Genomic DNA, 22,126 nt, shown 5'->3' on the forward strand with positions numbered 1-22,126 from the left:
GTGTTCCCCTTCAGAACTTCCGGTCCACCAAATGGGCGGAGGACGAATCGCCGGTGCGTCCGTGGGCGTCGTAGGTACCGGCTGCGGGCTTCAGGTCGGCCAGTGTCTCCTGGGTGGACCGGACCGCTGCCCGGAGGAACTGTTCGTTGGCGTCGCGGAGTTCCTTGATGGTTGCTGTTTGCTGCCGCATGGCGGTGAGGTGGGACATCAGGACGTCGGCCCAGGCAGGTTCCGGTGCCGCAGCCGCGAGTTCGGCCAGGGAACAATCCTGCGAAAGCCCCCATTGCTCGGCAACGGCGGCGATCTCCACCGCGCGGGTGAGTCCGGCCTGTGATACACGGTCCAGGACCTGCTCCACCTCGCGTGTGCCATGCGGCAACCAACGGGACTTGCCGGCCGTCAGCAGCAGTTGCTCTTCTTCGAGCTTGAACGTCAGGAGATCCAGGAGCTCGCGTTCGCGCCACAGCAGGGCTGACAGTTCATGGATGGCCACTGAGGTCAACTCCAGTTCTGGTTTGGGGATGTCCCCACTAGCTATCGGCCGGGCGACCCCAAGCGTTAGGCACGCCCGGGGCCAAAAGCCGTTCCAAGTTTTTACTAACCGCTCGCGTGGGCACCGCCGATAGTGCGGTGTGACGGCCCACGGATGGGCTGCCACACAGTAAGTCCAGATCACGGAGGAAAAATCATGGGCATGCAGATCAACAACAACCTGATGGCGAACAACGCGTACCGCAGCTTGAATGCCACGCAGGACACCCTCGCCAAGTCGATGGAAAAGCTCTCCAGCGGCCTGCGCATCAACCGTGCCGCAGACGACGCGGCCGGTCTTGCCATCTCGGAGGGCCTCAAGTCCCAGGTGAGCGGCTCCTCGGTTGCCGCCCGTAACGCCCAGGACGGCATCAGCATCATCCAGACCACGGAAGGTGCCCTCACCGAAGTCCACTCCGTACTGCAGCGCATGCGCGACCTCGCAGTCCAGGGTGCCTCGGACTCCAACAACGCCGACGCACGTACGGCCATCAAGACCGAAGCCGACTCGCTGGGCAAGGAACTGGACCGCATCACGCAGTCCACCAACTTCAACGGCATCGACCTCCTCAAGGGTGGCGCGGCGCTGAACATCCAGGTGGGTACTGCCGGTTCGGCCAATGACGTCATTGCCGTCAACCTCGGCGACGTAGCAACGGCAGCGGGCACGCTGTCCGGCGCAGCCGGTGCCACGGGCTTCGACGTCACCACCAACGCCAACGCCCAGACCACCATCACGGCGATCGACTCGGCCATCAAGGCAGTCTCCACCCAGCGTTCGGACCTCGGTGCAAGCCAGAACCGCTTGGACCACGCCATCAAGTCGCTGAACGTTGCCGGCGAAAACCTGCAGGCTGCACAGTCCCGCATCGCGGACACTGACATGGCTGCGGAAATGGTCAAGTACACCAAGGCCAACATCCTGTCCCAGGCAGGCACGGCCATGCTGGCACAGGCAAACCAGTCCGGCCAGGGCGTTCTTTCGCTCCTGCGCTAACCGCTCCTGCGCTAAGCCGTACGAGCCTGTTGCGGCGACCGGCCGGGCCCCCATCCCGGCCGGCCGCCGCTCGGCGCGGCCCGTGAACAAACCTGGAAGGAGAACCTGTGACAACCGCTATCGACGGGCTCGCCAGTGGCCTGAACACCACGGCGATCATCAACTCCCTGATGTCCGTCGAAGCCTTGCCGCAGACCCAGCTCAAGACCAAGCTGGCGTCCAACCAGACTGTCATTTCCACCCTGCAGTCCCTCAACTCCAAGCTCACCGCGCTGAAGGACCTTTCCGTTGCAGGTTCCGCCACCGGCGCGCTGAACCTGTTCACTGCCACCAGCAGCTCCCCTTCCGTCACGGCAAAGACCACGACGGCGGCCACCGCGGGATCGATCGACCTGACCGTGACGCAGCTGGCCCAGACGCAGGTAAACGTCACCGCGGCCATGGCCTCCTGGCCCACCGACGGTGGTGCGCCGGCACACCTGACGATCGTTGATTCCACGGGTAAGAAGACCGAGATTGCTCCCAACAGCACTTCCTTGGATGACGTGGTTTCGGCGATCAACGCAGCGTCCGGCGGCGCTCACGCGGTGAAGGTTCCGGCCGGCAACGGCACATACCGCCTGCAACTCACGGCGGCCACGTCCGGGGCAGCCGGAGCCTTTACCGCCTACCAAGGTACGGCCGCCCAAGTGGCGGGCGGCACGGCGGTGGACCTTATGGCGGACCCGACCGCCGCCGTCGTACGCTCCGCCCAGGACGCCAAAGCGACCCTGTACGCGGGCACTGCGGCGGAGCAGGTCCTGACCTCGGGAACCAACACGTTCACGGATGTGTTGCCGGGCGTGTCGGTGACGGCCACCGCGGTGAGCACCGGGCCGGTGACCGTGACCGTTGCCAGCGACGTTCCAGGCATCACCAAGAAGGCCGAAGACCTGGTGAGGTCCGTCAACGACGTCCTCAGCTTCGTTTCCATGTACAGCGCAGTCTCAAAGACCACGGACTCCAGCGGAGCCACCGTCCCCAAAGCCGGGATCCTGACCGGCAATACCAGTGTGCGCGCCGTCAATGACCAAGTGGTGGCGGCACTTTCCCGGCCGATCGGCGGGAAGTCGCCGGCCGAGTACGGCATCAACATCACCAAGGACGGGAATTTCACGTTCGATTCGGACAAGTTTGCCGTGGCTTTGTCGGCCGATCCAGCGGCGACCCAGGCGGCGGTGCAGGCCTTGGCAGGGCGGGTAGCCGACGCGGCCAAAGCCGCTTCAGATCCCTACAACGGCTCCATTTCCGGCCTCATCAAGGGCCGCGAATCCGAAGTCCGGGACCTGGGCACCAGGATCGCCGACTGGGACCAGCGCCTGGCAACGCGCCGGGCCACGCTCCAGTCCGTCTACACCAACATGGAGGTGCTCCTCGGCGGCCTCCAATCGCAGTCCACTTGGCTGTCCGGGCAGATTTCCAGCCTCCCGAAGCAGTCCACAGGAGAATAGCCATGACCTACAGTGCCCTTCGCGCCCAGCAGCTCTCGCGCTACAACGACGACGCCGTCCTGTCCGCGCCGCCTGCCCGGCTGCTGACCATGCTGTACGACCGCCTCCTGCTGGATGTGAAACGCGCCCGCCTGGCCCAGGAAAACGCCCATTGGGACTCTGCCCGTGAGAACCTGCTGCATGCCCAAGCGATTGTTGCCGAGCTGCAGTCCACACTCCGTGTGGATCTGTGGGACGGCGCCGCTTCGCTTGCCAGCATCTACGAGTACGCCATGCAGGCGCTCATTGGCGCCAACATCTACCGCGACGTGGAGCGGACCAAGGAGTGCATCGAGCTCCTGGAACCCCTGCGGCAGGGGTGGCACGAGGCGGCGGCGCAGTTGCCCGTGGAGTCTGCGTCCGGAGCTGCCTCGGGGCGGGCTCTCGGTGTCGCTTGACGCTTGGTCCGCTGTCCTGGACCGTTTGGAGGCGGACATCGCCCTGGCTGTTTCCGGTGGGTTCCCGCCGTCGTGGGAGCCGCCGCGTGATGCCGGGCCGTTGCCCGTCGCCTTGGAGGCACGGGCACGGCAAGTCCTGGATGCACAGGCCGACGCCATGGACCTCCTGGCCCGCCTGAAGAACGACGCCGGCTCGCAGCTCGGTGCGCTCGCCGCGGTCCCGTCCGGGCCGGGTTCCTCGCGGCCGCTCCTGCTGGACGTGCGCGGCTAACTTTCCCTTGCGCGCACCCAACTGGGTCGCATTTGTGCGCGTTTTGAGCCGTCAAAACGCGCACAAATGCGACCCAGTTGGGTGCTACGAGGGGGTCAGGCCAGGAACTCCCGGGCTGCCGTGACCAAGGCGTCCGTGCCAATGCCCAGCGTCGGCTGGATCACCGGGGCGAAGTACGGGGAGTGGTTGGACGGCACATCCTCCGGGAGCCGTCCCTTCTCTGCGAACTCCTTGGCGTAATGCGGTTCGATCCCGCCCAGGAACCAGAACACCAGCGGTGCGCCGGCCGCCGTCGCCAGCATCCCGACGTCCTCGCTTCCGGAAACCGGGCCTGGATCGATCACTTGATGGGCGCCGAAAGTGGTCCTGAAAGCCGCATCCACCCTTTTCGCCGCTGAATCGTCGTTGACGGTCAGGGGGAAGCGCTCTTCGTAGTGGAAGTCAGGTTCCTGGGTGGCGCCCGAGGCGGTGGCCTCGCTCCGTACAATGCGTTCGACGGCGGCCAGCACCTTCTGGCGCGTCGGCTCGGCGAAGGACCGGATACTGAGACCGAGGGTCGCCGTTTCGGGGATGATGTTGTTCTTGGTTCCGGCGTGGAGTTGGCCGACTGTCACCACCGCCGAATCACTCGGGGCGATTTCGCGGGAAACCACGCCTTGGAGACGGACAGTTGCTGCCGCGGCCATGAGGACGGGGTCAACCGTGGTTTCGGGACGCGACCCGTGACCACCCCGGCCGTGCAGGGTGACGTTGAGCGAATCCGCCGAGGCCATGGCAACGCCGGACCGGAGTCCGAACCAGCCGGCAGGGAACGGGGCCACATGCTGGCCGAGCACCACATCCGGCTTGGGGATGCGATCGTAGAGGCCATCCTTGACCATGGCGTTGGCTCCGCCGCCCCATTCCTCGGCGGGCTGGAACACGGCGATGAGCGTGCCTTGCCACTCCTGCTTCTGGTTGACGAGTTTCTCCACCGCGCCCAGGAGGCAGGTGACATGGACGTCGTGACCGCACGCGTGCATCACGGGCACCTCGCGGCCTTCATGGTCTTCGCCCATGGCTGTGCTGGCGTAGTCCAGTCCGGTGGCTTCCTTGACGGGGAGCGCGTCCATGTCAGCCCGGAGCATCACCACCGGACCGTCGCCGTTGTTGAGGACGCCCACCACGCCGGTCTTGCCGATGTTGCGGTGCACTGCGAGGCCCAACTCTTCGAGGTGGCCCGCGACGATGCCTGCGGTCCGGACTTCCTGGAAAGAAAGCTCTGGATTTGAGTGCAGGTCTTTGTACAGCTCTTCAAGGTCAATGCCCACGGACTTACCCCTTACCGTTCGACGCCGGGAATGGGGCCAGTGTATCGAGTGGGGCTGATGGGTGCCTGGGTCCCACCCGTCCGGTGCAGACTTGGGTGCATGGCTGCTTCTCAAGAGATCACCACTCAGGAATCCACTGTGGAGGAATGGACCGAGGCCCTGGCCCAGTCCAGTGGTTCACCCGGTGGCGGGGCCGGGACGGGAGTGATGCTCGCCATCGCAGCTTCCCTGACGTCCATGGTGGCGGGGTATACGGAGGATGCCGGAGAGGACCTCCAGGACCGGGCATGCTCTTTGCGGGAGACCGCTCTTCGCTTGGCTGACGAAGACGCGGTTGCTTCCAAGGCTTTCGGTGCCGCTTTTCGCCTGGACCCCGGACCGCAACGTGAAGAGGCTGTTCGACGGGCATCCGTTGAGGCAGCCAAAGCTTCGGCCGTGCTGGGAGATCACGCAATGGACGCCATTGAGGACCTCGCGTGGTTGGCGACAAACGGGAACCCGGCGCTGATTGCGGACGTCGTTGTGGCCTTCGGGGCCCTGCGCGCTGCGATTGCCGGTGCACGGACCAACGTCAGTTTCGATCTCGCTGCCCTCGCGAAGGACGGGACGCCGTTGGAGAACGTCCGAGCGCAGCACCCCCAGTTGTGGGAAACAGTCGGCCGCCTGAGCGACGCCATGGACCGGATCGATGACCTCACGGTAGCCGTGGACAACAAGGCGGCCCCAACGGACACGTTGTGAGGCCTGCTGTGGGGATACACAGCGGGCCCTGCAAGGGAAGCCCGCACGTGGTTTACAAAATTCATTGGCGATTCGCCTAACGCCCTTTCGAACAGTGCCGATAGCTGTTGCTGAGCAGGGATCGCTCGATGCTTGGCCACGGATTGGCCTTTGAACACCACCAGGTGAGGACTTTGTGCTTGAATCCGTGACCTCCGTCGCCCTGGCCAGCGCCATGGACGCGCTTTCTTTGCGCCAACGGACTATCGCCAACAACATCGCGAACGTCAACACGCCCAATTACACGGCCAAACGCGTCTCCTTTGAGGACCAGTTGGCTGCATCGGTCCGCTCCGGTGACGGCACCGTCAACGCCACAATCTCACCTTCCGACGAGCCAACCCGCACGGACGGAAACAACGTCAACCTGGACACGGAGACGCTTTCCAACATCGATACCGTGCTGCGGTACCAGTTTGCTGCCCGGGCCGTCGCCGGGGAATTCACGTCCCTCCGCACGGCATTGAGGACCAACTGATGACCTTCGACGCAATCGGAATCGCAGGCTCGGCACTCACCGTCCACCGCAAGTGGCTCGATGCCGTCTCGGACAACCTCGCCAACATGAACAACGCCTCGCGGACGGACGGGCAAGTGTTCCGTGCCCGCTACATCGAGGCCGCCGAGGGCAACGACGGCCAAGGCGTGTACGTCAAGAGCACCCCTCTGGGTGATGCGACCGGCAGGATCGTCTACCAGCCGGACCACCCCCTGGCCGACGCCAACGGGAACGTGAAGTACCCGGACATCGACCTGGCCGAACAGATGGGCACCCTGATCGTCGCCCAGCGCGGTTACCAAGCCAACGCGCAAGTGGTGGACCGCGCCCGTGAAACGTACCTGGCAGCACTTGAGATAGGAAAGTCCTGATGGCCCTGGGTCCTGTTGAGAGCGTCCAAGGCGTCAGCGGAACCGGTTATGCGGGCAGTGCCAAGCCAGCCAGTACCGGCGGTGACTTTGGCACGGCCCTGACTGGCGCCGTCGACGATTTGCAGTCCTTGCAGTCGGCCTCCAAGGAACTCGCCGTGTCTGCAGTGACAGGCAACCTGGATGACATCCACAAGGCAACGCTTGCTGCCACGCGCGCCCAAGTGACGTTCGAGTTGGTTGCCGCCGTGCGCAACAAGGGCGTTGACGCGTTCAACGAGATCATGAGGATGCAGGCCTGATGCCACCGGCGATTTCCCAGTTCTTCCGCAAACTCGGCAGCGGCATGCAGGCGTTCAGCCCTGCCCAGCGGACGCTCGCCATCCTGGGTGTGGCGGTATTGGTCCTGGGTGGCGTGGCGTTGACCGCCTGGCTGGGAAAGCCCGCCTACTCGCCCCTGTTTTCCGGGTTGAAGGACACGGACGCCAACAGCATCGTGGAGCAGCTCCGCAAGGACAACATTCCCTACGAACTGAGCAACGGCGGATCCACCATCCTGGTCCCCGAGGACAAGGTCTACGACGAACGCCTGAAGGCCGCAGCGGCCGGACTGCCCACCGCCGCAGCCACGGGCTACTCCTTGCTGGACAAACTGGGCGTCACGTCTTCGGAATTCCAGCAATCCGTGACGTACAAGCGCGCGTTGGAAGGGGAACTCAGCACCACCATCCAGGCCATGGACGGAGTGAAGTCCGCGGCCGTCCAGCTCGCCATTCCGGAAAAGTCGGTGTTCGTCTCCACCACCCCGGACGCCACGGCATCGGTGTTCGTGCAAACCCAGCCGGGAACAACGCTCTCCTCGGACAAGGTCCAGGCCATTGTGCATTTGACCTCCGCGGCCATCGAGAACCTGAAACCCACCAACGTTTCCGTGGTCGATTCGCAAGGCAACGTGCTCTCCACCGTTGGCGCGGGAGCCACGGGGTCCTCGTCCAAGCAGGCAACGGACTACCAGCAGCGCACCTCGGATGCGGTCCGGTCCGTGCTGGACAGCGTAGTGGGTCCGGGGAACGCCACCGTGGCCGTGGCCGCGGACGTCACGGCGGAATCGGCCCAGCAACGCAGCGAGACCTTTACCCCCGCCACCAATACCCCCGCGCTGAGCGAGTCCACCAAGACCGAGAAGTACACGGGCACCGGCGGTGGCGCGTCCGGGGTGCTCGGTCCGGACAACATCGCTGTTCCCGGTGGCACGGCGGCCAACGGTTCCTACGATTCCAGCGACACCACCAAGAACAACGCGGTCAACAAAGTCACCGAGGACCGGACCATCCCGCAGGGCGCCGTCAAACGCCAGACCATCTCAGTGGCCATCAACCAATCCGCTGCCGGGGGAGTGAACGTTGACTCCGTGCGCGCGTTGGTGACGGCTGCTGCGGGCATCAACACGGCCCGCGGCGATGTGGTGACGGTGGAGGTCCTGCCGTTCAGTACGGCTGCGGCTGACAAAGCAGCGCAGGCACTCGGCAGCGCCCAGGCGGACGCAGAGGCTGCCAAGGACGCAGCGCTCATGAACACCCTCATCATGGCCGGAAGCATCCTCCTCGCCGCGATTGCCCTGATCGTGACCGTGCTGATCATCCTCAAGCGCCGCCAGCAACGTGAACCAGTGGACCTCGGCGAACGCCTGGACTACGAGGCACTGCCCGAAGCCATCCCCACCCCAGCCATCGCCGGGCCGCCCACCACAGCCATCGAGCTCACCTCCATCCAGCCCGTAGCCCCGCTGGAGCCAGCCCCGGCCCTGCCTTTGCCTGGCTCCGAAGCACTCGACGGCGAACTCAAGCGGGCCCAGATCGAGGCCATGGTGGCAGACAACCCGGCCCGCACTGCGGAGTACTTGCGGGGACTCATGGATGAAAGGCAGTCGGTGTGAGCCTCCCGGAAGCCTCAGCCCTGAACGGGGTGCAGAAGGTGGCGGTGGTGCTCATGCAGATGAGCCCATCGAGTGCGGCGGCGGTCATGGCCCAGTTTTCCGAATCCGAAGCTGAGGACATCGCCGCGGAGATCGTCCGTCTCCGCCGTGTCTCCTCCGTGGTGGCGGACCACGTCATCAACGAGTTCCACGGACTGGCCGTCAGCGGCCGCCGCACTGCCCGCGGCGGCCAGGAATTCGCCGTCGGGCTTCTTGAAGCGTCCTTCGGCGCGGACAAAGCTGCCGGCTTCATGGACCGCCTCGCCTCAACCATGGCCGGGAAGTCCTTCGAGTTCCTGGAAATGATGGACCCCGGGCAGATCCTTGCCCTGATCGACGGGGAGTTGCCGCAAACCATCGCACTGATCCTGGCCCACCTGCGTCCCGGAAAAGCCTCCGCCGTCATGTCCGGGTTGGGCGACACCCAGCGCATCGAGGTTGCCCGGTGCATCGCGACCATGGGCTCGGCCTCCCCCGAAGCGGTGGGCATCGTGGCCGAGACCCTCAAGGTGCGCGCCGGCGCGGTGATGTCGCAACGGAAAACCAACGAAATTGTGGGCGGCATCCAGCCGTTGGTGGACATCATCAACCGCTCGGACGTCAATACTGAACGCTCCGTGCTTGACGGCCTGGGCACCGTGGACCCGGACTTGGCGACCGATGTACGTGCCCGGATGCTCACGTTCGTGGACATCGTGAAGCTGGAGCCGCGGGATATCCAGCAGATCCTCCGCGGCGTCAGCGCCGACGTCCTTGCCGTTGCCATGAAGGGCGCCCCGCCAGTGGTACTGGACACGGTCCGCGCCAACATGTCCGGCCGCAACCTGGAGATCCTCGAGTCCGAAATGGCTTCATCCGGTCCGGTCCGGGCCTCGCAGGTAGAGGAAGCACGGGCGGACATCGTCCGGTCCATCCGCGAACTCGAAGCGGCGGGTGCCATTGTTGTCCGGCGCGGGGACGAGGACGACTTTGTCTACTGAGCCGTACACCCGCGTTACGTTCCCGGAACTCCGCACGGAGCAACCTTCCTCAGAGCGGGGATTCACGCAGGGCCACGCTGCCGGCTACGCGGCCGGGATGCAGGCCGCGGCCGCAGAACAGCGCCGCTTGCGTGAACAGTTGTTGGCTGAGCACGAAGAAAGGCTCGACGCCGGTCGCTCGGCTGTTGCGCGGGCCGTCGCCGTCCTGGAGGCGGCAGCTTCGGCCGCGCAACGCCGCCAGGAGGTTGCCGTCGCCGGGATCGAGCACGTGCTGGCTGCCGGTGCGTTGGAACTCGCGGAGGCGATCCTCGGCTACGAGCTCGCCCACGGAGAACGGACGGCGCGGGCAGCCCTTGACCGCGCGCTCGGACAGGGCGACGGAACCGTGACTGCCGTTCGCCTGCACCCTGGTGACGTGGCCGCTTTGGAAGCTGCCGGCGTCGTGCCTCCGGCAGGTGTTGAACTCAAGGCCGACCCCGCGCTCAACCCGGGCGACGCCGTCGGCGACTATCCGCACGGGTGGATCGACGCGCGGCTGGGATCCGCAGTGGACCGGGCGCGGCAAGCGCTGCTGGGCGGCCTGGCGTGAGGGGCCTCGCTGCTGCCGTTGCCGCAGCCGCGCCGCAACGCGTGGGGACCGTGACGTCCGTGCTCGGGCTGGGGCTGGAGGTCGCCGGGCTGGAATGCGCGGTCGGGGAGCTGGTGACGGTTGGTACTGGAGCCGACGCGCTCGACGCCGAGGTTGTGGCCTCCGTTGCCGGGGGAGTGCGGTGCATGCCCCTTGGCCGGCTCACCGGCATTGCCGCAGGAGCTCCGGCACGGGCTGCCGGGAATTCGGTGATGGTTCCTACCGGTGCCGGGTTGTTCGGGCGCGTGCTGGATGCGCTGGGCAGGCCGATTGACGGGAAAGGACCCCTGCTCTGCGCCGGCAAGGTGCCGATGGACCAGGAAGCGCCGAATGCCATGCGCCGGGCCCGCATCGACACCCCACTCCAAACCGGAGTCCGTGTGCTGGACACCCTCTGTACCCTGGGTCGCGGGCAACGCCTTGGATTGTTCGCCGGCTCGGGCGTGGGCAAGTCCTCGCTGCTGTCCATGGTGGCCAGGGGTACTGACGCTGAAGTCTCCGTGATTGCCTTGGTGGGGGAGCGTGGGCGTGAAGTGCGCGAGTTCCTCGAGGACGACCTCGGCGCAGAGGGCCTGGCCCGGTCCGTGGTGGTGGTCGCTACCTCCGACGAACCCGCCCTCATGCGGCTCCGGGCGGCGGTCACGGCAACCCGGATCGCGGAGTCGTTCCGGGAAGCCGGGAAGGACGTGGTCCTGATGATGGACTCCCTGACGCGCGTCGCCATGGCCCAGCGAGAGATAGGGCTTTCCGCTGGTGAGCCGCCCGCGACGCGAGGGTACCCGCCGTCGACCTTTTCCGTGCTGGCGAGGCTCCTGGAACGTGCCGGAACCGCGGAAACCGGCTCCATCACCGGCATCTACACAGTGCTCGTGGACGGGGACGACCACAACGAGCCGATCGCCGACGCCGCGCGCTCCATCCTGGACGGGCACGTGGTCCTTGACCGGAAGCTCGCCGTCACGGGGCACTTCCCCTCGGTGGATGTGCTCGGCTCGGTGTCCCGCGTGGCGTCGAAGGTTACCGCGCCCGAACAGGCCGCGCTCGCGGTTGCGTTGCGGAGGGTTCTCGCGGCTCGTCGTGCGGCACAGGACCTGATCGACGTCGGTGCCTACCGGCACGGCAGCAACCCCTTGGTGGATGCCGCACTGGACAACGAGGCTGCCATCAACCAGTTCCTGCGGCAGGGGATGGGTTTGCCCTCCTCAATGGCCGATTCGTGGGCCGGACTCGCCCGGTTGGCCGCTGCGTTTGGCGTGGAAGGATCCGTATGAACCGACAATTCTCCCTGGCAGGGCTGCTCAGGCTGCGGCAGGCCGAGCAGAAGGCTGCCGAATCCGGATTGGCTACGGCGAACTCTCGATCATCCTCTGTGCGTGAACGGCGGGCCGAAGCCCGTGCAGCCCTGGCGGATTCGTCGGGTGCCGTTGGCTCGCTGGGGGATTCTGCCACCTTGTTGGGCATCGCCGCCGCGCGTGCTGCTTCGCAGAGCATGCTTGCCGAACTCGATGCTTTGGCTGCTGTCGCAGAAGCCGAGGCCGCGGCTGCCAAGGACGAATACACCGAGGCCAAGCGCCGGGCCGTTGGGCTGGAGAAACTCGAAACCCGCCACGACGCCGCCTTTCTCGCTGCCGAACTCCGGGCCGAACAAGGTGCCCTGGACGAGATTGCTTCCGCCGCGTGGCACCGGAAGGCGGGCTCATGAGCATGGTTGAGGCGCTGGGCAGGATCCAGAGCATTGAGGCGTCCCTGCAGCAGTTGTCGGAGCGTTCTGCTGCTGCCGTTTCGGGTGCCGCACCTGCATCTTCCGCCTCATCCGCCTCATCCGCCTCTTTTGCCTCGGCGCTCAGTTCGGCGATGGGAACCCCCGACGTTTCCGCTCTGCTCTCCCCAACAGGAAGCACGACGGCGGTCACGGCTGCTGCCGCTACCGGCAGCACTGCCGGGGGAGTCACAGGTGACGCCGTGGTTGCTGCAGCCAAGAAGTACATTGGTGTGCCCTACGTATGGGGTGGGACCAACCCGGCTACGGGAATGGACTGCTCCGGCTTTGTGCAGAGGGTGTTCAAGGACCTGGGCGTGGAATTGCCCCGGGTGGTGAGCGACCAGATGCAGAAGGGCACACCCGTCGCTTCGCTGGCCGAGGCCAAACCCGGTGACCTTCTGGTGAGCTACGGCGGCGAGCACATCTCCATCTATTTGGGGAACGGCAAGGCGATCGATGCGCCCGTGCCCGGACAAACCATCCAGATCCGCGATGCCTGGGAGAAGTACTCCAACCTGACCTCCATCCGCCGGATCGTCCCGGCTGGGGGTTCGTGATGCAGGTGCTTGGCTGCTCTCCGCGGGGACCTCTGCCGGGCTTATTGGGTAGCACGGATGCTTCCGGCGTTGCGGGCGGGTCCTTCGATGCTGTGCTGGGCGGGATGCTGGAGACCCCTGGCACGGATGGAGCCGCCGGCGCTCTGGGTAGTGCGGGCTCCGGGGGTTCATTCGTAGCGGGTACGGGAGCGACCGAGGCTGCGTCCTCCGAGGCTGCGTCCGGCCGATTCGTGGGTTCGCTGCAGAGTGTGCCGGGCGCACGGCATGATCGGCAGCGGGGCATCGAAGTGGCCGATGATGTTGCGTCGCCCACCGGCCGTTTAGATGACACGCTGTCCATTCGACGAGTCCTTCCGTCTAGTGCGCAGGGAGCCGTCGAAATGGACGCAGCGGTCGTAGCCAACCCCGGCGTCACTCAGCCAGGCACACCAGAAGCCGACGCATCCGCGCAGCCAAGCGCCGTCGTCGTGCACCCCAGCGGTGGCCAGGGTGGTGCCGGGATTGTTGGAGTGGGTTCCACGTCGGCGGAGTTTGGTGGCGGGCCGGGGTCGGCGGGTGCCTCCGCGGCAGGCTCAGCCCATGCCGGGGTTGTTGGAGTGGGTTCCACGTCGGCGGTGTTTGGTGGCGGGCCGGGGTCGGCGAGTGCCTCCGCGGCAGGCTCAGCCCATGCCGGGATTGTTGGAGTGGGTTCCACATCGGCGGTGTCTGGTGGTTCTGCCTTGGCCGGTTCGGGCGCAGATGCCGTGGAGGCTACGTCTGGCCGATTCGTGGGCTCGCTGCCGATCGTGCCGGGCGCACGGCATGATTCGCAGCGGGGCATCGAGGTGGAGGTATCCGGTGCTGGAAAGTCTGACCGTTTAGACGACTCGCTGCCCATTCGACGACTCCTGCCGTCTAATGCGCAGGGAGCCGTCGAAACGGGCTTGGCTTCGAACCTCGCGCCCGGCACTAGCGTGCCTGGTGCCGGGGTGACACTCGCCAGCGGTGACCAAGGTGGTGCTGCGATTGGCGGGCCGGGGTCGGCGAGTGCCTCCGCGGCAGGCTCAGCCCATGCCGGGATGGTTGGAGTGGGTTCCACGTCGGCGGTGTCTGGTGGTTCTGCCTTGGCCGGTTCGGGCGCAGATGCCGTGGAGGCTACGTCTGGCCGATTCGTGGGCTCGCTGCCGATCGTGCCGGGCGCACGGCATGATTCGCAGCGGGGCATCGAGTTGGAGGTATCCGGTGCTGGGAAGTCTGACCGTTTAGACGACTCGCTGTCCATTCGACGACTCCTGCCGTCTAATGCGCAGGTAGCCGTCGAAATGGATACAGCGGTCGTAGCCAACCCCGGCCCGGCCGTGAATCAGCCAGGCACACCAGGAGCCGACGCATCCGGGCAGCCAAGCGCCGCCGCCGTGCACCCCAGCGGTGGCCAGGGTGGTGCCCGGATTGTTGGAGTGGGTTCCACGTCGGCGGTGTTTGGTGGTGGTGCCTTGGCCGGTTCGGGCTCCGATGTTGAGGCTACGTCTGGCCGATTCGTGGGTTCGCTGCAGGGCGTGCCGGGCGTACGGCATGATTCGCAGTCGGGCATCGAGTTGGAGGTATCCGGTGCTGGGAAGTCTGACCGTTTAAACGACTCGCTGTCCATTCGACGACTCCTGCCGTCTAGTGCGCAGGTAGCCGTCGAAATGGATACAGCGGTCGTAGCCAACCCCGGCCCGGCCGTGAATCAGCCAGGCACACCAGGAGCCGACGCAGCCGCGCAGCCAAGCGCCGCCGTCGTACACCCCAGCGGGAAAGCGGCGCCGGGCGAGGCCACTCCGGGGCAGTCAGGAGCGGGCCAGACCGCGCAGAGTCAGTCCGGGCCGGAGGACTCCCACCATGCCCGGGCTGCTTTGGACCAAGCTGTGCTCGTCCAAGCCACTCCGGGCCCAGCCGCACCGGACCAAACCCCGACGGACCAAACCGCGACGGGCCAGGCCGCACCGGACCAAGCTGTGCTCGTCCAGGCCGCGCCGGGCCAAACCGCGCCGGGCCAAACCGCACCCGTGCAACCTACACAGGCCCAGCCCGCAAACCCGGCCGCGCTGCACCAACAAGCACTGAACCACCCGCCACTGAACCACCAGCTCGCCCAGCCCCTGTTTGCATTGGCCTCGGCCAAGCCCGGGGAGCACGTGATGACCCTGCGGGTGTCGCCGGAGGACCTGGGTCCGCTGACGGTGCGGGCGCACATCGACCACGCGGGCGTGCGGATCGAACTGTTCGCTACTGGGGACGCCGGACGGGAAGCGGTCCGCCACGTGCTGCCCGAACTGCGTCGGGGCCTGGAGGATGCCGGGGCCAGCCTGAACTTGTCGTCGCAGGACCACCCGCAGGACAGCCCGCAGGATGCGCCAACGGACAGGGGAGACCATCGGCCCCACGAACCGGCTTTCCAAGCACCAGTGCCCCGAAGCGTCGCAACCGGACGTGAACCGGAGCAACCTACGCACGACCCCGAAACCAACCGGCTCGACGTCCTCGTCTGACGCAAAGGAGAGAACAGCATGACCGTCCAAGCCATACCCAGCGCGGTGCAGGCCACCACCAGCCAGACTGTGCGCAAGCCCGTCCAGGCGATGGATTCCGAGGTCTTCATGCATTTGCTCGTAACGCAGCTGAGGTACCAGGATCCCAGCGCGCCGATGGACACCAACCAGATGATGAGCCAGTCGGTCCAGTTGTCCATGATGGAGAAAATGACTGAGCTCACGGCTGGTTCCAAGGAGAGCTTCTCGCTCCAGATGCGCACGGCTGCGGCCCAGATCATCGGGACCACGGTGGACTACGCGCTCGCCGATGGAACCAAGGGCTCGGGCGTTGCAACCTCCGTGTCCTTCGCTGACGGAGTTCCGCTGGTCAGCATCGGCGACAAAAAGGTCCCGCTGGACAACATCACCGGCATCACCGCCGGGACGCCCGCCGCCTGATCACCCGCCGCCTAAAAAATCCGCCGCCTGAACACAGCACAACACACAGACCCCCGAAGAAAGGCAACACCATGCTCCGTTCGCTGTACTCCGGAATTTCCGGCCTCCGCGCCCACCAGACCATGCTCGACGTCACCGGCAACAACATCGCCAACGTCAACACCACGGGCTTCAAGTCCTCGTCGGCGCAGTTTCAGGACACGCTGTCGCAGATGACGCAGGGGGCCGCCGCACCACAGGAAGGAACGGGCGGATCCAACCCCGCCCAGGTGGGCCTGGGCGTCAGGGTGGCCGGGGTGAGCACCAACTTTGGCCAGGGTTCGTCGCAGAGCACCGGCCGCGGCACGGATCTCATGATTTCGGGCGAGGGCTTTTTCGTGACGGCGAAGGGAACCCAGCAGTTCTATACCCGCGCGGGCAACTTCCAGTTGGATGCGTCCGGCCGTTTGACCACGCCCGACGGCGGCATCCTCCAAGGCTGGTCCGCCACCAACGGCGCGGTGAATGTGGGCGGACTGACAGGGCCCATCACGTTGTCCCCGAACACCACCGCCCCTGCCGTGGCAACTACGGCTGCCTCACTGGGTGGCAACCTGCCTTCGGATGCGGCGGTGGGCACCTCGCTGGAGCGCCAGGTCAAGGTATTCGACGGCAACGGTGCCGAACGCGCACTCACGCTCACGTTCAGCCGCACGAACACGGGCTGGAGCGTTGCCGGTGCCGACGCCAACGGTGCCACGGGATCCGGCGCCCTGACCTTCGCCAATGGTGCCCTGACGTCCGGCGGCTCATTGAACGTGGGTGGGATCAACGTGGATCTCGGCGCGGTCACCGGGTTCGCGCAGATGAGCACGCTGACGGTGACGGGCCAGAACGGCGCCGAGGCCGGCAAGCTCGAGTCGTTCACCTTGGCTGCCGACGGATCCCTGGTAGGCGCGTTCAGCAACGGCAGCACGCAGGTACTGGCCAAAGTGGCGCTGGCCAAGTTCACCAATGCCGAGGGCCTGGAGAAAGCCGGCGGCTCGTCGTACGTTGCTACGGCCAACTCCGGCGCAGCCCAGCTTGGGGTCCCCGGCGACGCTGGCCTGGGCTCGCTCAGCTCGGGTTCTTTGGAGATGTCCAACGTGGACCTGTCCCAGGAGTTCACCAACCTGATTGTGGCCCAGCGCGGCTTCCAGGCGAACGCCCGCATCATCACCACCTCGGACGAGGTCCTGCAGGAACTGAGCAACCTGAAGCGCTAGTCCGCAACGGGTCCTGCCCCTTGGCCAATCCGCATGGACCAACAGGGCAGGATCCGCTAACGCTCTGCCCCTCCCGGCCGACAGTAGGAAGTACAGCCACCCCAAGCCAAAGCAGAACAGCACATGATCGTTGTCACCCGCCTCAACGGCACACGCTTCGCCGTCAATCCGGACATCCTGGAGCGGATCCATGAAAGTCCGGATACGCATTTGGTGACGCTCGACGGCGCCGCGTACGTGGTGCGCGAATCGCTGGTTGAGGTGGTGGAACTGATCGCGGAATACCGGGCAAGTGTGCTGCGGCGGGCTCAGGACCTGCCGCGGGTGACCGGTTACCCGCTCAGCCTGGTGCCCCAGGCAAACGAACAAAACGACCCCCGAAACGGAAGGTAGCCCGTGACAATCATCGGCCTGCTGCTCGCCTTTGCCTCCGTGGTGGTCATGGTCACCCTGGAGCACGCCAACCTGATGTCCCTGCTCCTGCCGGCGCCCATGGTGCTGGTTTTCGGGGCAACTATTGCCGTGGGGCTGGCCGGGAACACCCTCCCGGATGTCATCCAGTCCTTCAAGCAGGTCCCCAAGGTGTTCATGGGCAAGCCGGCCAAGGCCAGCGCGAGCATCGATGAACTGGTCCGCCTGGCGGAGAAGGCCCGCAGCGAGGGGTTGCTCTCCTTGGAAGAAGAGGCCAACAACGCCAAGGACCCGTTCCTTGCCCGTTCCCTCCAGAACATCGCCGACGGCACGGATGCCGAGGAACTCCGCCTCCTCATGGAGGACGAGATCGATACCCGGATGCGCGCCGACCACGTGGCTTCGAAGTTCTTCGCAGCCCTGGGCGGCTATGCGCCCACCATCGGCATCATCGGCACGGTTGTCTCCCTGACCCACGTGCTGGAGAACCTGTCCTCGCCGGACCACCTGGGCCCGATGATTGCCGCAGCCTTCGTCGCTACCCTGTGGGGCCTGCTCTCCGCGAACTTCATCTGGCTCCCGGTCAGCGCCAAGCTCAAGCGCCTGTCCGAGCTTGAGGTAGAGCGGATGAACCTGCTCATGGAAGGCCTGCTTGCGGTGCAGAGCGGCACCCAGCCGCTGCTCCTGGCCGAGCGCCTCCGCGCCATGGTTCCGGCGGATCCCAAGTCCAAGTCCACCAAGGACAAAGCGGACGACGGCGGCAAGACCGGCAAGCTCACAGCGTCAAGGGCCGCATGAGGTCGCGCAGGAAACGCGGGGCGCAACTCGAAGAGCACCACGTGGACGAGCGCTGGATGGCGTCCTACATGGACATGGTCACTGTGCTCATGTGCATGTTCATTGTGCTCTTTGCCATGTCTTCCGTGGACCAGATCAAGTTCGAGAAGCTCCGGAATTCCCTGGCCACGGGCTTCGGGACGGAGATCAGCCAGAAGGTGGACACGGCCAGCGGCGTGGTGGTCCCCGGCGAACTGACTACCTCCAACGGCGAGGGGTTCTCCCCGCTGGACCTGGCCACGCAGGAGGTCAACAAACTCACAGCCCTGCAGGGAGCCATGCAGACCCAGCTCCAATCCCAGGGCCTGGACAAGAACGTGGAGTTCGTGGTGGGGGAGCGGGGCCTGACGGTGAAGCTGGTTGGCTCGCAGACGTTCTTCCAGCCGGACATGCCGGACCTGACTCCCAAGGCCGTGCAGATCCTTACGGCCATTGCGCCAACGGTTGTTGGTTCCGGTCTCGAAGTGATGATTGAGGGCCACGCAGCCAAGGGGTACACCGCCTACGCCTCCACGTGGGAACTCTCCGCGGCGAGATCGGTGAACGTCCTCAGGTTCTTCGTGGACCAATCCGGGATGCCGGCAGCCAAAATCGGGGCCGTTGCCTTCGGCTCGGCACGGCAAGTGACCGACGACTCCACCGAAGAGCTCATGGAACTCAACCGGCGCGTGGACGTGGTGCTGGTGTCCAACCGTCCGGAGGATATCCGCGCGCTCATCCCGCAAGCCATGGAGGCGCAGACACATGACTCGGCGGCTGCAGCCAAGGCGGCGAAGTAGGCAGGAAAACCGGGGTTAAAACGGCCTTACACGCGCAAGTTACCTGCCGATAGTGCCATCCGTGGGAGAACAGGAAGATCGCGCGGCCGAACGCCAGCGCACCGTGGACGTCTATGACTTCCGCAGGCCCACAACCCTGCCCCGCCAGCACAGTCGTGTCCTGGAAGTGGCTTTCGAAACGTTCGCCCGGCAATGGGGCACCCAGCTCACGGCCAAGGTCCGGCTGAAATCCACGGCAACGCTGGAACAGTTGAGCATGCAGAGCTACGACGAGTACTCCGCTTCCCTGCCGTCCGTGACCTCCATGGTGCTGTGCCGGATCGAGGACAGCGACTCCCGCCTGGTGATCCAGTTTCCGGCAACGGCGGCCTTGTCCTGGTTGAGCCGCATGCTGGGTGGCTCCGCGGACACGACCGTGCCCGAACGGAAGTTCACGCAAATCGAGCACGCCCTCGTCTCCCGCATGGTGGAGGAGGTCCTTGAGGACCTGAAGTACTCCCTGGGCAATCTCTTGACGCAGTCCGTGACCATGGACGGCATCCAGTACAACTCCCAGTTCGCCCAAGCGGCCGCGCCGTCCGAGTTGATGATCGTTGCCGGCTTCAGCGTGAACGTTGGAGAGACCCAGTGCGCCGCCACCCTCGCCATCCCCGCGGATGTCCTCCTCACCAAGCTGGGCGACGTGAACCCCACCGTCCACAGCGTGGACAACGAGTCGTTGGTCCGGACCCAACTCGCCCAGGTTCCAGTCGACGTCGCCATCCAGTTGACCCCCGCACAGGTGACTCCCGCGCAGATCCTGGAACTCGCCGTCGGCGATGTCCTGCCGCTTCCGCACCTGGAAAACCGGCCGTTCGACGTCACCATCAACGGCACCCGCCTGGCCACCGCCGCAGCCGCCAGGCACGGCTCACGCGCCGCCGCCGTCATTGTCACAACCGAGGAGCACCAGCGATGAGCATCACCCTGACCCTGCAGGAAGCGGCAGCCGAGCGACTGGCCCAGCACCTGCCGGCCTCGTCGCTGCTGACGGTGGCGGGGATTGTCCCCGCCGAAGCTGCCGCCGCCTATGCCTCGCCTGCTGTCACGGCGACGTTCGTCGGTGCGTCCACGGCGGACTTTGCGTTGCTGCTGGTGGACAATTCCTTCCTGGCCGCTGCCGGAGGTGCGGTTGCGGGTGCACACTTCTCTGCAGGCGACGTCCTGCGTCCCGCCTTGGAACAGGCCGCATCGGCGTTCGACGCCGGCGTGCTGGGGGAGTTGCGCGAGGCAGACGCCGCCGGGCTGCTGCAGGACCCCGCCACCGTGGTCTTTGAGTTGAGTGACGGGGGAGCCCCCTTCGGGTGGTTCGCCGTCCGCGTGCGGGATAACGACGCCGGTCCCTCCCGCGGCGCGCAGGACGCCGATGTTTCTGCCCGCCTGGGCCTCATCAGCAACGTGGAAATGGCCCTGACCGTGGAGATCGGCCGGACGCGAATGTCCGTGCGTGACGCCCTGGCGCTTGAGCCGGGCAAGGTGATTGAGCTTGACCGTTCGGCCGGCGCTCCGGCGGATGTCCTGCTCAACGGACGGCTGATCGCGCACGGCGAAGTTGTGGTGGTGGACCAGGACTATGCCGTGCGCATCACCCGGATCCTGGACGGGGCAGAGGGAACGTTCTAGATGGATTCCTTCATCCTGGGACTTCGGGTGGTTGTTGCCCTCGGCGCCGTGCTTGCCGTGATCTGGCTGCTGCAGCGCCGGCTCGGCAAAGGCAAAGGCCGTCGCCGTGCCGATTCAACGCTGAGCGTCGTTAGCCGCCAAGCACTGGGGCAGAAGGCTTCCGTGGTGGTGGTGGACGCCGGAGACAAGCGGTTCCTGCTGGGCGTCACCGAGCACAATGTCACGGTCCTGCACACCAGCGACGCTCCGGTGCTTGCTGCCGAGGTGGTGGAAGCCGCGCCGCAGAAGGTCATCGAGGAGCAAAGCTTCGCCCAATTGTTCCGGCAGGCGTCGGCGGAATCCGTACCCCGGACTGAGTTGGTCACGGGCCAGATTCCGGTGGTCCGGCGCCGGGCGGACCTGCACCGGCGGACACCGGCCCAGGCCCACCCGCTGCACGGTTCCATCCTTTCCGCTTCCACGTGGCGCCAGGCCTCCGATGCCTTCAGGGGACGCCGCAATTGATCCGTTCTGCTGGTTCCGGATTCCCGGTGCCACCTGCAACAGCCTTGCTTGCCGCGCCACCCCGCGCTGCCCGGCTGTGCTTCCTGGCGCTGTGGGCACTCCTGCTCACGGTGGCCTTGGTGTGGCTGGGCATGGCTGCGGCCCACGCTGCCCCCATTGATCCCACGGCCCCCAGTCCACCCACCCCGCCGGCCACGCCGGAAGGCAGCGGTAACGTCAGCATCAACATCAACGGCCTGGACGGTGCACCTTCCTCGGCGGTGGTCACCCTCATTGGGATCACCTTGCTGTCCGTGGCTCCGGCCTTGCTGCTGATGATGACCTCGTTCACCAAGATCTTCGTGGTGCTGGCCATGACCCGTAACGCCCTCTCGCTCCCGGCCATTCCGCCCAACCAGGTCCTCGCAGGCCTGGCCCTCTTCCTCTCCTTGTTCGTCATGTGGCCGGTGGTGTCTGACATCCATGCGGTGGCGGTCCAGCCCTACTTGAACGGAGGACTGGACTTCAACGGAGCAATGTCCGCCGGGTGGACGCCGTTGCAGCACTTCATGCTGGCCCACACCCGGGAGGAGGACATTGCCCTCATGACCCGGGCGGCCAACATGGCGAACCCGGCCAACCCCGAAGCGGTCCCGCTGCAGACGCTGGTTCCGGCCTTCATGATTTCCGAACTCCGGGCCGCGTTCATCATCGGCTTCGTGATCTTCATTCCGTTCCTGGTGATCGACCTTGTGGTCTCGGCGGCGCTGATGTCCATGGGCATGATGATGCTTCCTCCGGTGATGATCTCGCTGCCCTTCAAGATCCTGCTGTTCGTGCTGGTTGACGGTTGGGGCTTGGTGATCACGTCCCTGATCCAGAGTTATGCGAGCGGCTGATGGATACCAACGCCGTCCTGGACATTTGCCTCCAGGCCATGATCGTGGCCGCCAAGCTGGCCGCGCCCACGCTGGTCACCGCCCTGGTGGTTGGCCTGGCCATTTCGCTCCTGCAATCCATTACGCAATTGCAGGAAGCCACGCTTTCCTTCGTCCCGAAGGCCGTTGCCGTGGCCATCGCTTTGGTGGTGTGCGGCCACTGGATGATCTCGGAAATGGTCACGTTCACTAACGAACTCTTCGCGCGCATCCCCGGACTGATCGGTGGCGCGTGA

At 65.7% G+C, this 22,126-nt stretch carries 27 protein-coding genes; 25 read left to right on the plus strand and 2 right to left on the minus strand.

Features of this window, described 5'->3' with window-relative positions; translation table 11 throughout:
• Window positions 1-10 precede the first annotated feature (10 nt).
• Window positions 11-493 (minus strand): flagellar protein FlgN, encoded by a 483-nt coding sequence (locus ACIPY3_RS11190; RefSeq protein WP_400333906.1) that lies wholly within the window; start codon window positions 491-493, stop codon window positions 11-13.
• A gap of 195 nt (window positions 494-688) precedes the next feature.
• On the opposite strand from ACIPY3_RS11190, the gene ACIPY3_RS11195 reads away from it, so the two are divergent.
• The 4 genes from ACIPY3_RS11195 to ACIPY3_RS11210 all read left to right on the plus strand — a co-directional run bounded on the left by ACIPY3_RS11195 (window position 689) and on the right by ACIPY3_RS11210 (window position 3,726).
• Window positions 689-1,528 (plus strand): flagellin, encoded by an 840-nt coding sequence (locus ACIPY3_RS11195; RefSeq protein WP_400333909.1) that lies wholly within the window; start codon window positions 689-691, stop codon window positions 1,526-1,528.
• A 107-nt stretch (window positions 1,529-1,635) separates the two neighbouring features.
• On the plus strand, window positions 1,636-3,018 hold the full coding sequence (fliD, locus tag ACIPY3_RS11200) for a flagellar filament capping protein FliD (RefSeq protein WP_400333913.1): 1,383 nt from the start codon (window positions 1,636-1,638) through the stop codon (window positions 3,016-3,018).
• 2 nt (window positions 3,019-3,020) lie between these two features.
• The gene (fliS, locus tag ACIPY3_RS11205; RefSeq protein WP_400333916.1) at window positions 3,021-3,455 is read left to right on the plus strand and encodes a flagellar export chaperone FliS; all 435 of its coding nucleotides are present in this window, start codon (window positions 3,021-3,023) and stop codon (window positions 3,453-3,455) included.
• Window positions 3,445-3,726, plus strand: a complete 282-nt coding sequence (locus tag ACIPY3_RS11210) for a hypothetical protein (protein ID WP_400333919.1) — start codon at window positions 3,445-3,447, stop codon at window positions 3,724-3,726. The genes fliS and ACIPY3_RS11210 overlap by 11 nt, the downstream gene beginning before the upstream one ends.
• A gap of 95 nt (window positions 3,727-3,821) precedes the next feature.
• Here the strand turns inward: ACIPY3_RS11210 and ACIPY3_RS11215 are convergent, their stop codons facing one another.
• A complete protein-coding gene (locus tag ACIPY3_RS11215) occupies window positions 3,822-5,036 on the minus strand; it encodes an amidohydrolase (protein WP_400333922.1) in 1,215 nt (404 codons plus the stop codon).
• A 99-nt stretch (window positions 5,037-5,135) separates the two neighbouring features.
• Here ACIPY3_RS11215 and ACIPY3_RS11220 point away from each other — a divergent pair, with 99 nt between their 5' ends.
• The 21 genes from ACIPY3_RS11220 to fliQ all read left to right on the plus strand — a co-directional run bounded on the left by ACIPY3_RS11220 (window position 5,136) and on the right by fliQ (window position 22,126).
• A complete protein-coding gene (locus tag ACIPY3_RS11220; RefSeq protein WP_400333925.1) occupies window positions 5,136-5,777 on the plus strand; it encodes a cyclodeaminase/cyclohydrolase family protein in 642 nt (213 codons plus the stop codon).
• Window positions 5,778-5,952: 175 nt separating this feature from the next.
• Complete coding sequence (locus ACIPY3_RS11225; RefSeq protein ID WP_400333928.1) at window positions 5,953-6,294, plus strand: flagellar basal body rod protein FlgB; 342 nt, start codon at window positions 5,953-5,955, stop codon at window positions 6,292-6,294.
• Window positions 6,294-6,686, plus strand: coding sequence for a flagellar basal body rod protein FlgC (locus ACIPY3_RS11230; RefSeq protein ID WP_397323207.1), 393 nt, complete (start codon window positions 6,294-6,296; stop codon window positions 6,684-6,686). Before ACIPY3_RS11225 ends, ACIPY3_RS11230 begins: the two co-directional genes overlap by 1 nt.
• Window positions 6,686-6,985, plus strand: a complete 300-nt coding sequence (gene fliE, locus ACIPY3_RS11235) for a flagellar hook-basal body complex protein FliE (RefSeq protein WP_400333929.1) — start codon at window positions 6,686-6,688, stop codon at window positions 6,983-6,985. The genes ACIPY3_RS11230 and fliE overlap by 1 nt, the downstream gene beginning before the upstream one ends.
• The gene (fliF, locus tag ACIPY3_RS11240; protein ID WP_400333931.1) at window positions 6,985-8,619 is read left to right on the plus strand and encodes a flagellar basal-body MS-ring/collar protein FliF; all 1,635 of its coding nucleotides are present in this window, start codon (window positions 6,985-6,987) and stop codon (window positions 8,617-8,619) included. The genes fliE and fliF overlap by 1 nt, the downstream gene beginning before the upstream one ends.
• A complete protein-coding gene (gene fliG, locus ACIPY3_RS11245) occupies window positions 8,616-9,638 on the plus strand; it encodes a flagellar motor switch protein FliG (protein WP_400333934.1) in 1,023 nt (340 codons plus the stop codon). The genes fliF and fliG overlap by 4 nt, the downstream gene beginning before the upstream one ends.
• The gene (locus ACIPY3_RS11250) at window positions 9,628-10,227 is read left to right on the plus strand and encodes a hypothetical protein (protein ID WP_400333937.1); all 600 of its coding nucleotides are present in this window, start codon (window positions 9,628-9,630) and stop codon (window positions 10,225-10,227) included. Before fliG ends, ACIPY3_RS11250 begins: the two co-directional genes overlap by 11 nt.
• On the plus strand, window positions 10,224-11,537 hold the full coding sequence (locus ACIPY3_RS11255; protein WP_400333940.1) for a FliI/YscN family ATPase: 1,314 nt from the start codon (window positions 10,224-10,226) through the stop codon (window positions 11,535-11,537). The genes ACIPY3_RS11250 and ACIPY3_RS11255 overlap by 4 nt, the downstream gene beginning before the upstream one ends.
• On the plus strand, window positions 11,534-11,968 hold the full coding sequence (locus tag ACIPY3_RS11260) for a flagellar FliJ family protein (protein WP_400333943.1): 435 nt from the start codon (window positions 11,534-11,536) through the stop codon (window positions 11,966-11,968). Before ACIPY3_RS11255 ends, ACIPY3_RS11260 begins: the two co-directional genes overlap by 4 nt.
• On the plus strand, window positions 11,965-12,585 hold the full coding sequence (locus ACIPY3_RS11265; protein ID WP_400333945.1) for a C40 family peptidase: 621 nt from the start codon (window positions 11,965-11,967) through the stop codon (window positions 12,583-12,585). Before ACIPY3_RS11260 ends, ACIPY3_RS11265 begins: the two co-directional genes overlap by 4 nt.
• Window positions 12,586-12,629: 44 nt before the next feature.
• The gene (locus ACIPY3_RS11270; protein WP_400333948.1) at window positions 12,630-15,095 is read left to right on the plus strand and encodes a flagellar hook-length control protein FliK; all 2,466 of its coding nucleotides are present in this window, start codon (window positions 12,630-12,632) and stop codon (window positions 15,093-15,095) included.
• Window positions 15,096-15,113: 18 nt separating this feature from the next.
• Window positions 15,114-15,536, plus strand: coding sequence for a flagellar hook assembly protein FlgD (locus tag ACIPY3_RS11275; protein WP_400333950.1), 423 nt, complete (start codon window positions 15,114-15,116; stop codon window positions 15,534-15,536).
• Between the two features lie 71 nt (window positions 15,537-15,607).
• Window positions 15,608-16,780 carry a flagellar hook protein FlgE gene (locus tag ACIPY3_RS11280; RefSeq protein WP_400333953.1) on the plus strand — a complete coding sequence of 391 codons (1,173 nt, stop codon included), beginning with the start codon at window positions 15,608-15,610 and terminating at the stop codon, window positions 16,778-16,780.
• Window positions 16,781-16,903: 123 nt separating this feature from the next.
• The gene (locus ACIPY3_RS11285; protein WP_400333956.1) at window positions 16,904-17,173 is read left to right on the plus strand and encodes a flagellar FlbD family protein; all 270 of its coding nucleotides are present in this window, start codon (window positions 16,904-16,906) and stop codon (window positions 17,171-17,173) included.
• A gap of 48 nt (window positions 17,174-17,221) precedes the next feature.
• Window positions 17,222-17,989 carry a motility protein A gene (locus ACIPY3_RS11290; protein WP_400334357.1) on the plus strand — a complete coding sequence of 256 codons (768 nt, stop codon included), beginning with the start codon at window positions 17,222-17,224 and terminating at the stop codon, window positions 17,987-17,989.
• On the plus strand, window positions 17,986-18,807 hold the full coding sequence (locus ACIPY3_RS11295) for a flagellar motor protein MotB (protein WP_400333959.1): 822 nt from the start codon (window positions 17,986-17,988) through the stop codon (window positions 18,805-18,807). Before ACIPY3_RS11290 ends, ACIPY3_RS11295 begins: the two co-directional genes overlap by 4 nt.
• A 61-nt stretch (window positions 18,808-18,868) precedes the next feature.
• Window positions 18,869-19,765 carry a flagellar motor switch protein FliM gene (locus tag ACIPY3_RS11300; protein ID WP_400333962.1) on the plus strand — a complete coding sequence of 299 codons (897 nt, stop codon included), beginning with the start codon at window positions 18,869-18,871 and terminating at the stop codon, window positions 19,763-19,765.
• Window positions 19,762-20,469, plus strand: coding sequence for a flagellar motor switch protein FliN (gene fliN / locus ACIPY3_RS11305; RefSeq protein WP_400333965.1), 708 nt, complete (start codon window positions 19,762-19,764; stop codon window positions 20,467-20,469). The genes ACIPY3_RS11300 and fliN overlap by 4 nt, the downstream gene beginning before the upstream one ends.
• Complete coding sequence (fliO, locus tag ACIPY3_RS11310) at window positions 20,470-20,973, plus strand: flagellar biosynthetic protein FliO (protein WP_400333967.1); 504 nt, start codon at window positions 20,470-20,472, stop codon at window positions 20,971-20,973. It abuts the gene before it with no gap.
• 131 nt (window positions 20,974-21,104) lie between these two features.
• On the plus strand, window positions 21,105-21,851 hold the full coding sequence (fliP, locus tag ACIPY3_RS11315) for a flagellar type III secretion system pore protein FliP (protein ID WP_400334359.1): 747 nt from the start codon (window positions 21,105-21,107) through the stop codon (window positions 21,849-21,851).
• Complete coding sequence (gene fliQ / locus ACIPY3_RS11320) at window positions 21,851-22,126, plus strand: flagellar biosynthesis protein FliQ (protein WP_397323185.1); 276 nt, start codon at window positions 21,851-21,853, stop codon at window positions 22,124-22,126. Before fliP ends, fliQ begins: the two co-directional genes overlap by 1 nt.

It is taken from the genome of Paenarthrobacter sp. NPDC089714, assembly GCF_044748905.1.
Classification (GTDB): Bacteria; Actinomycetota; Actinomycetes; order Actinomycetales; family Micrococcaceae; genus Arthrobacter.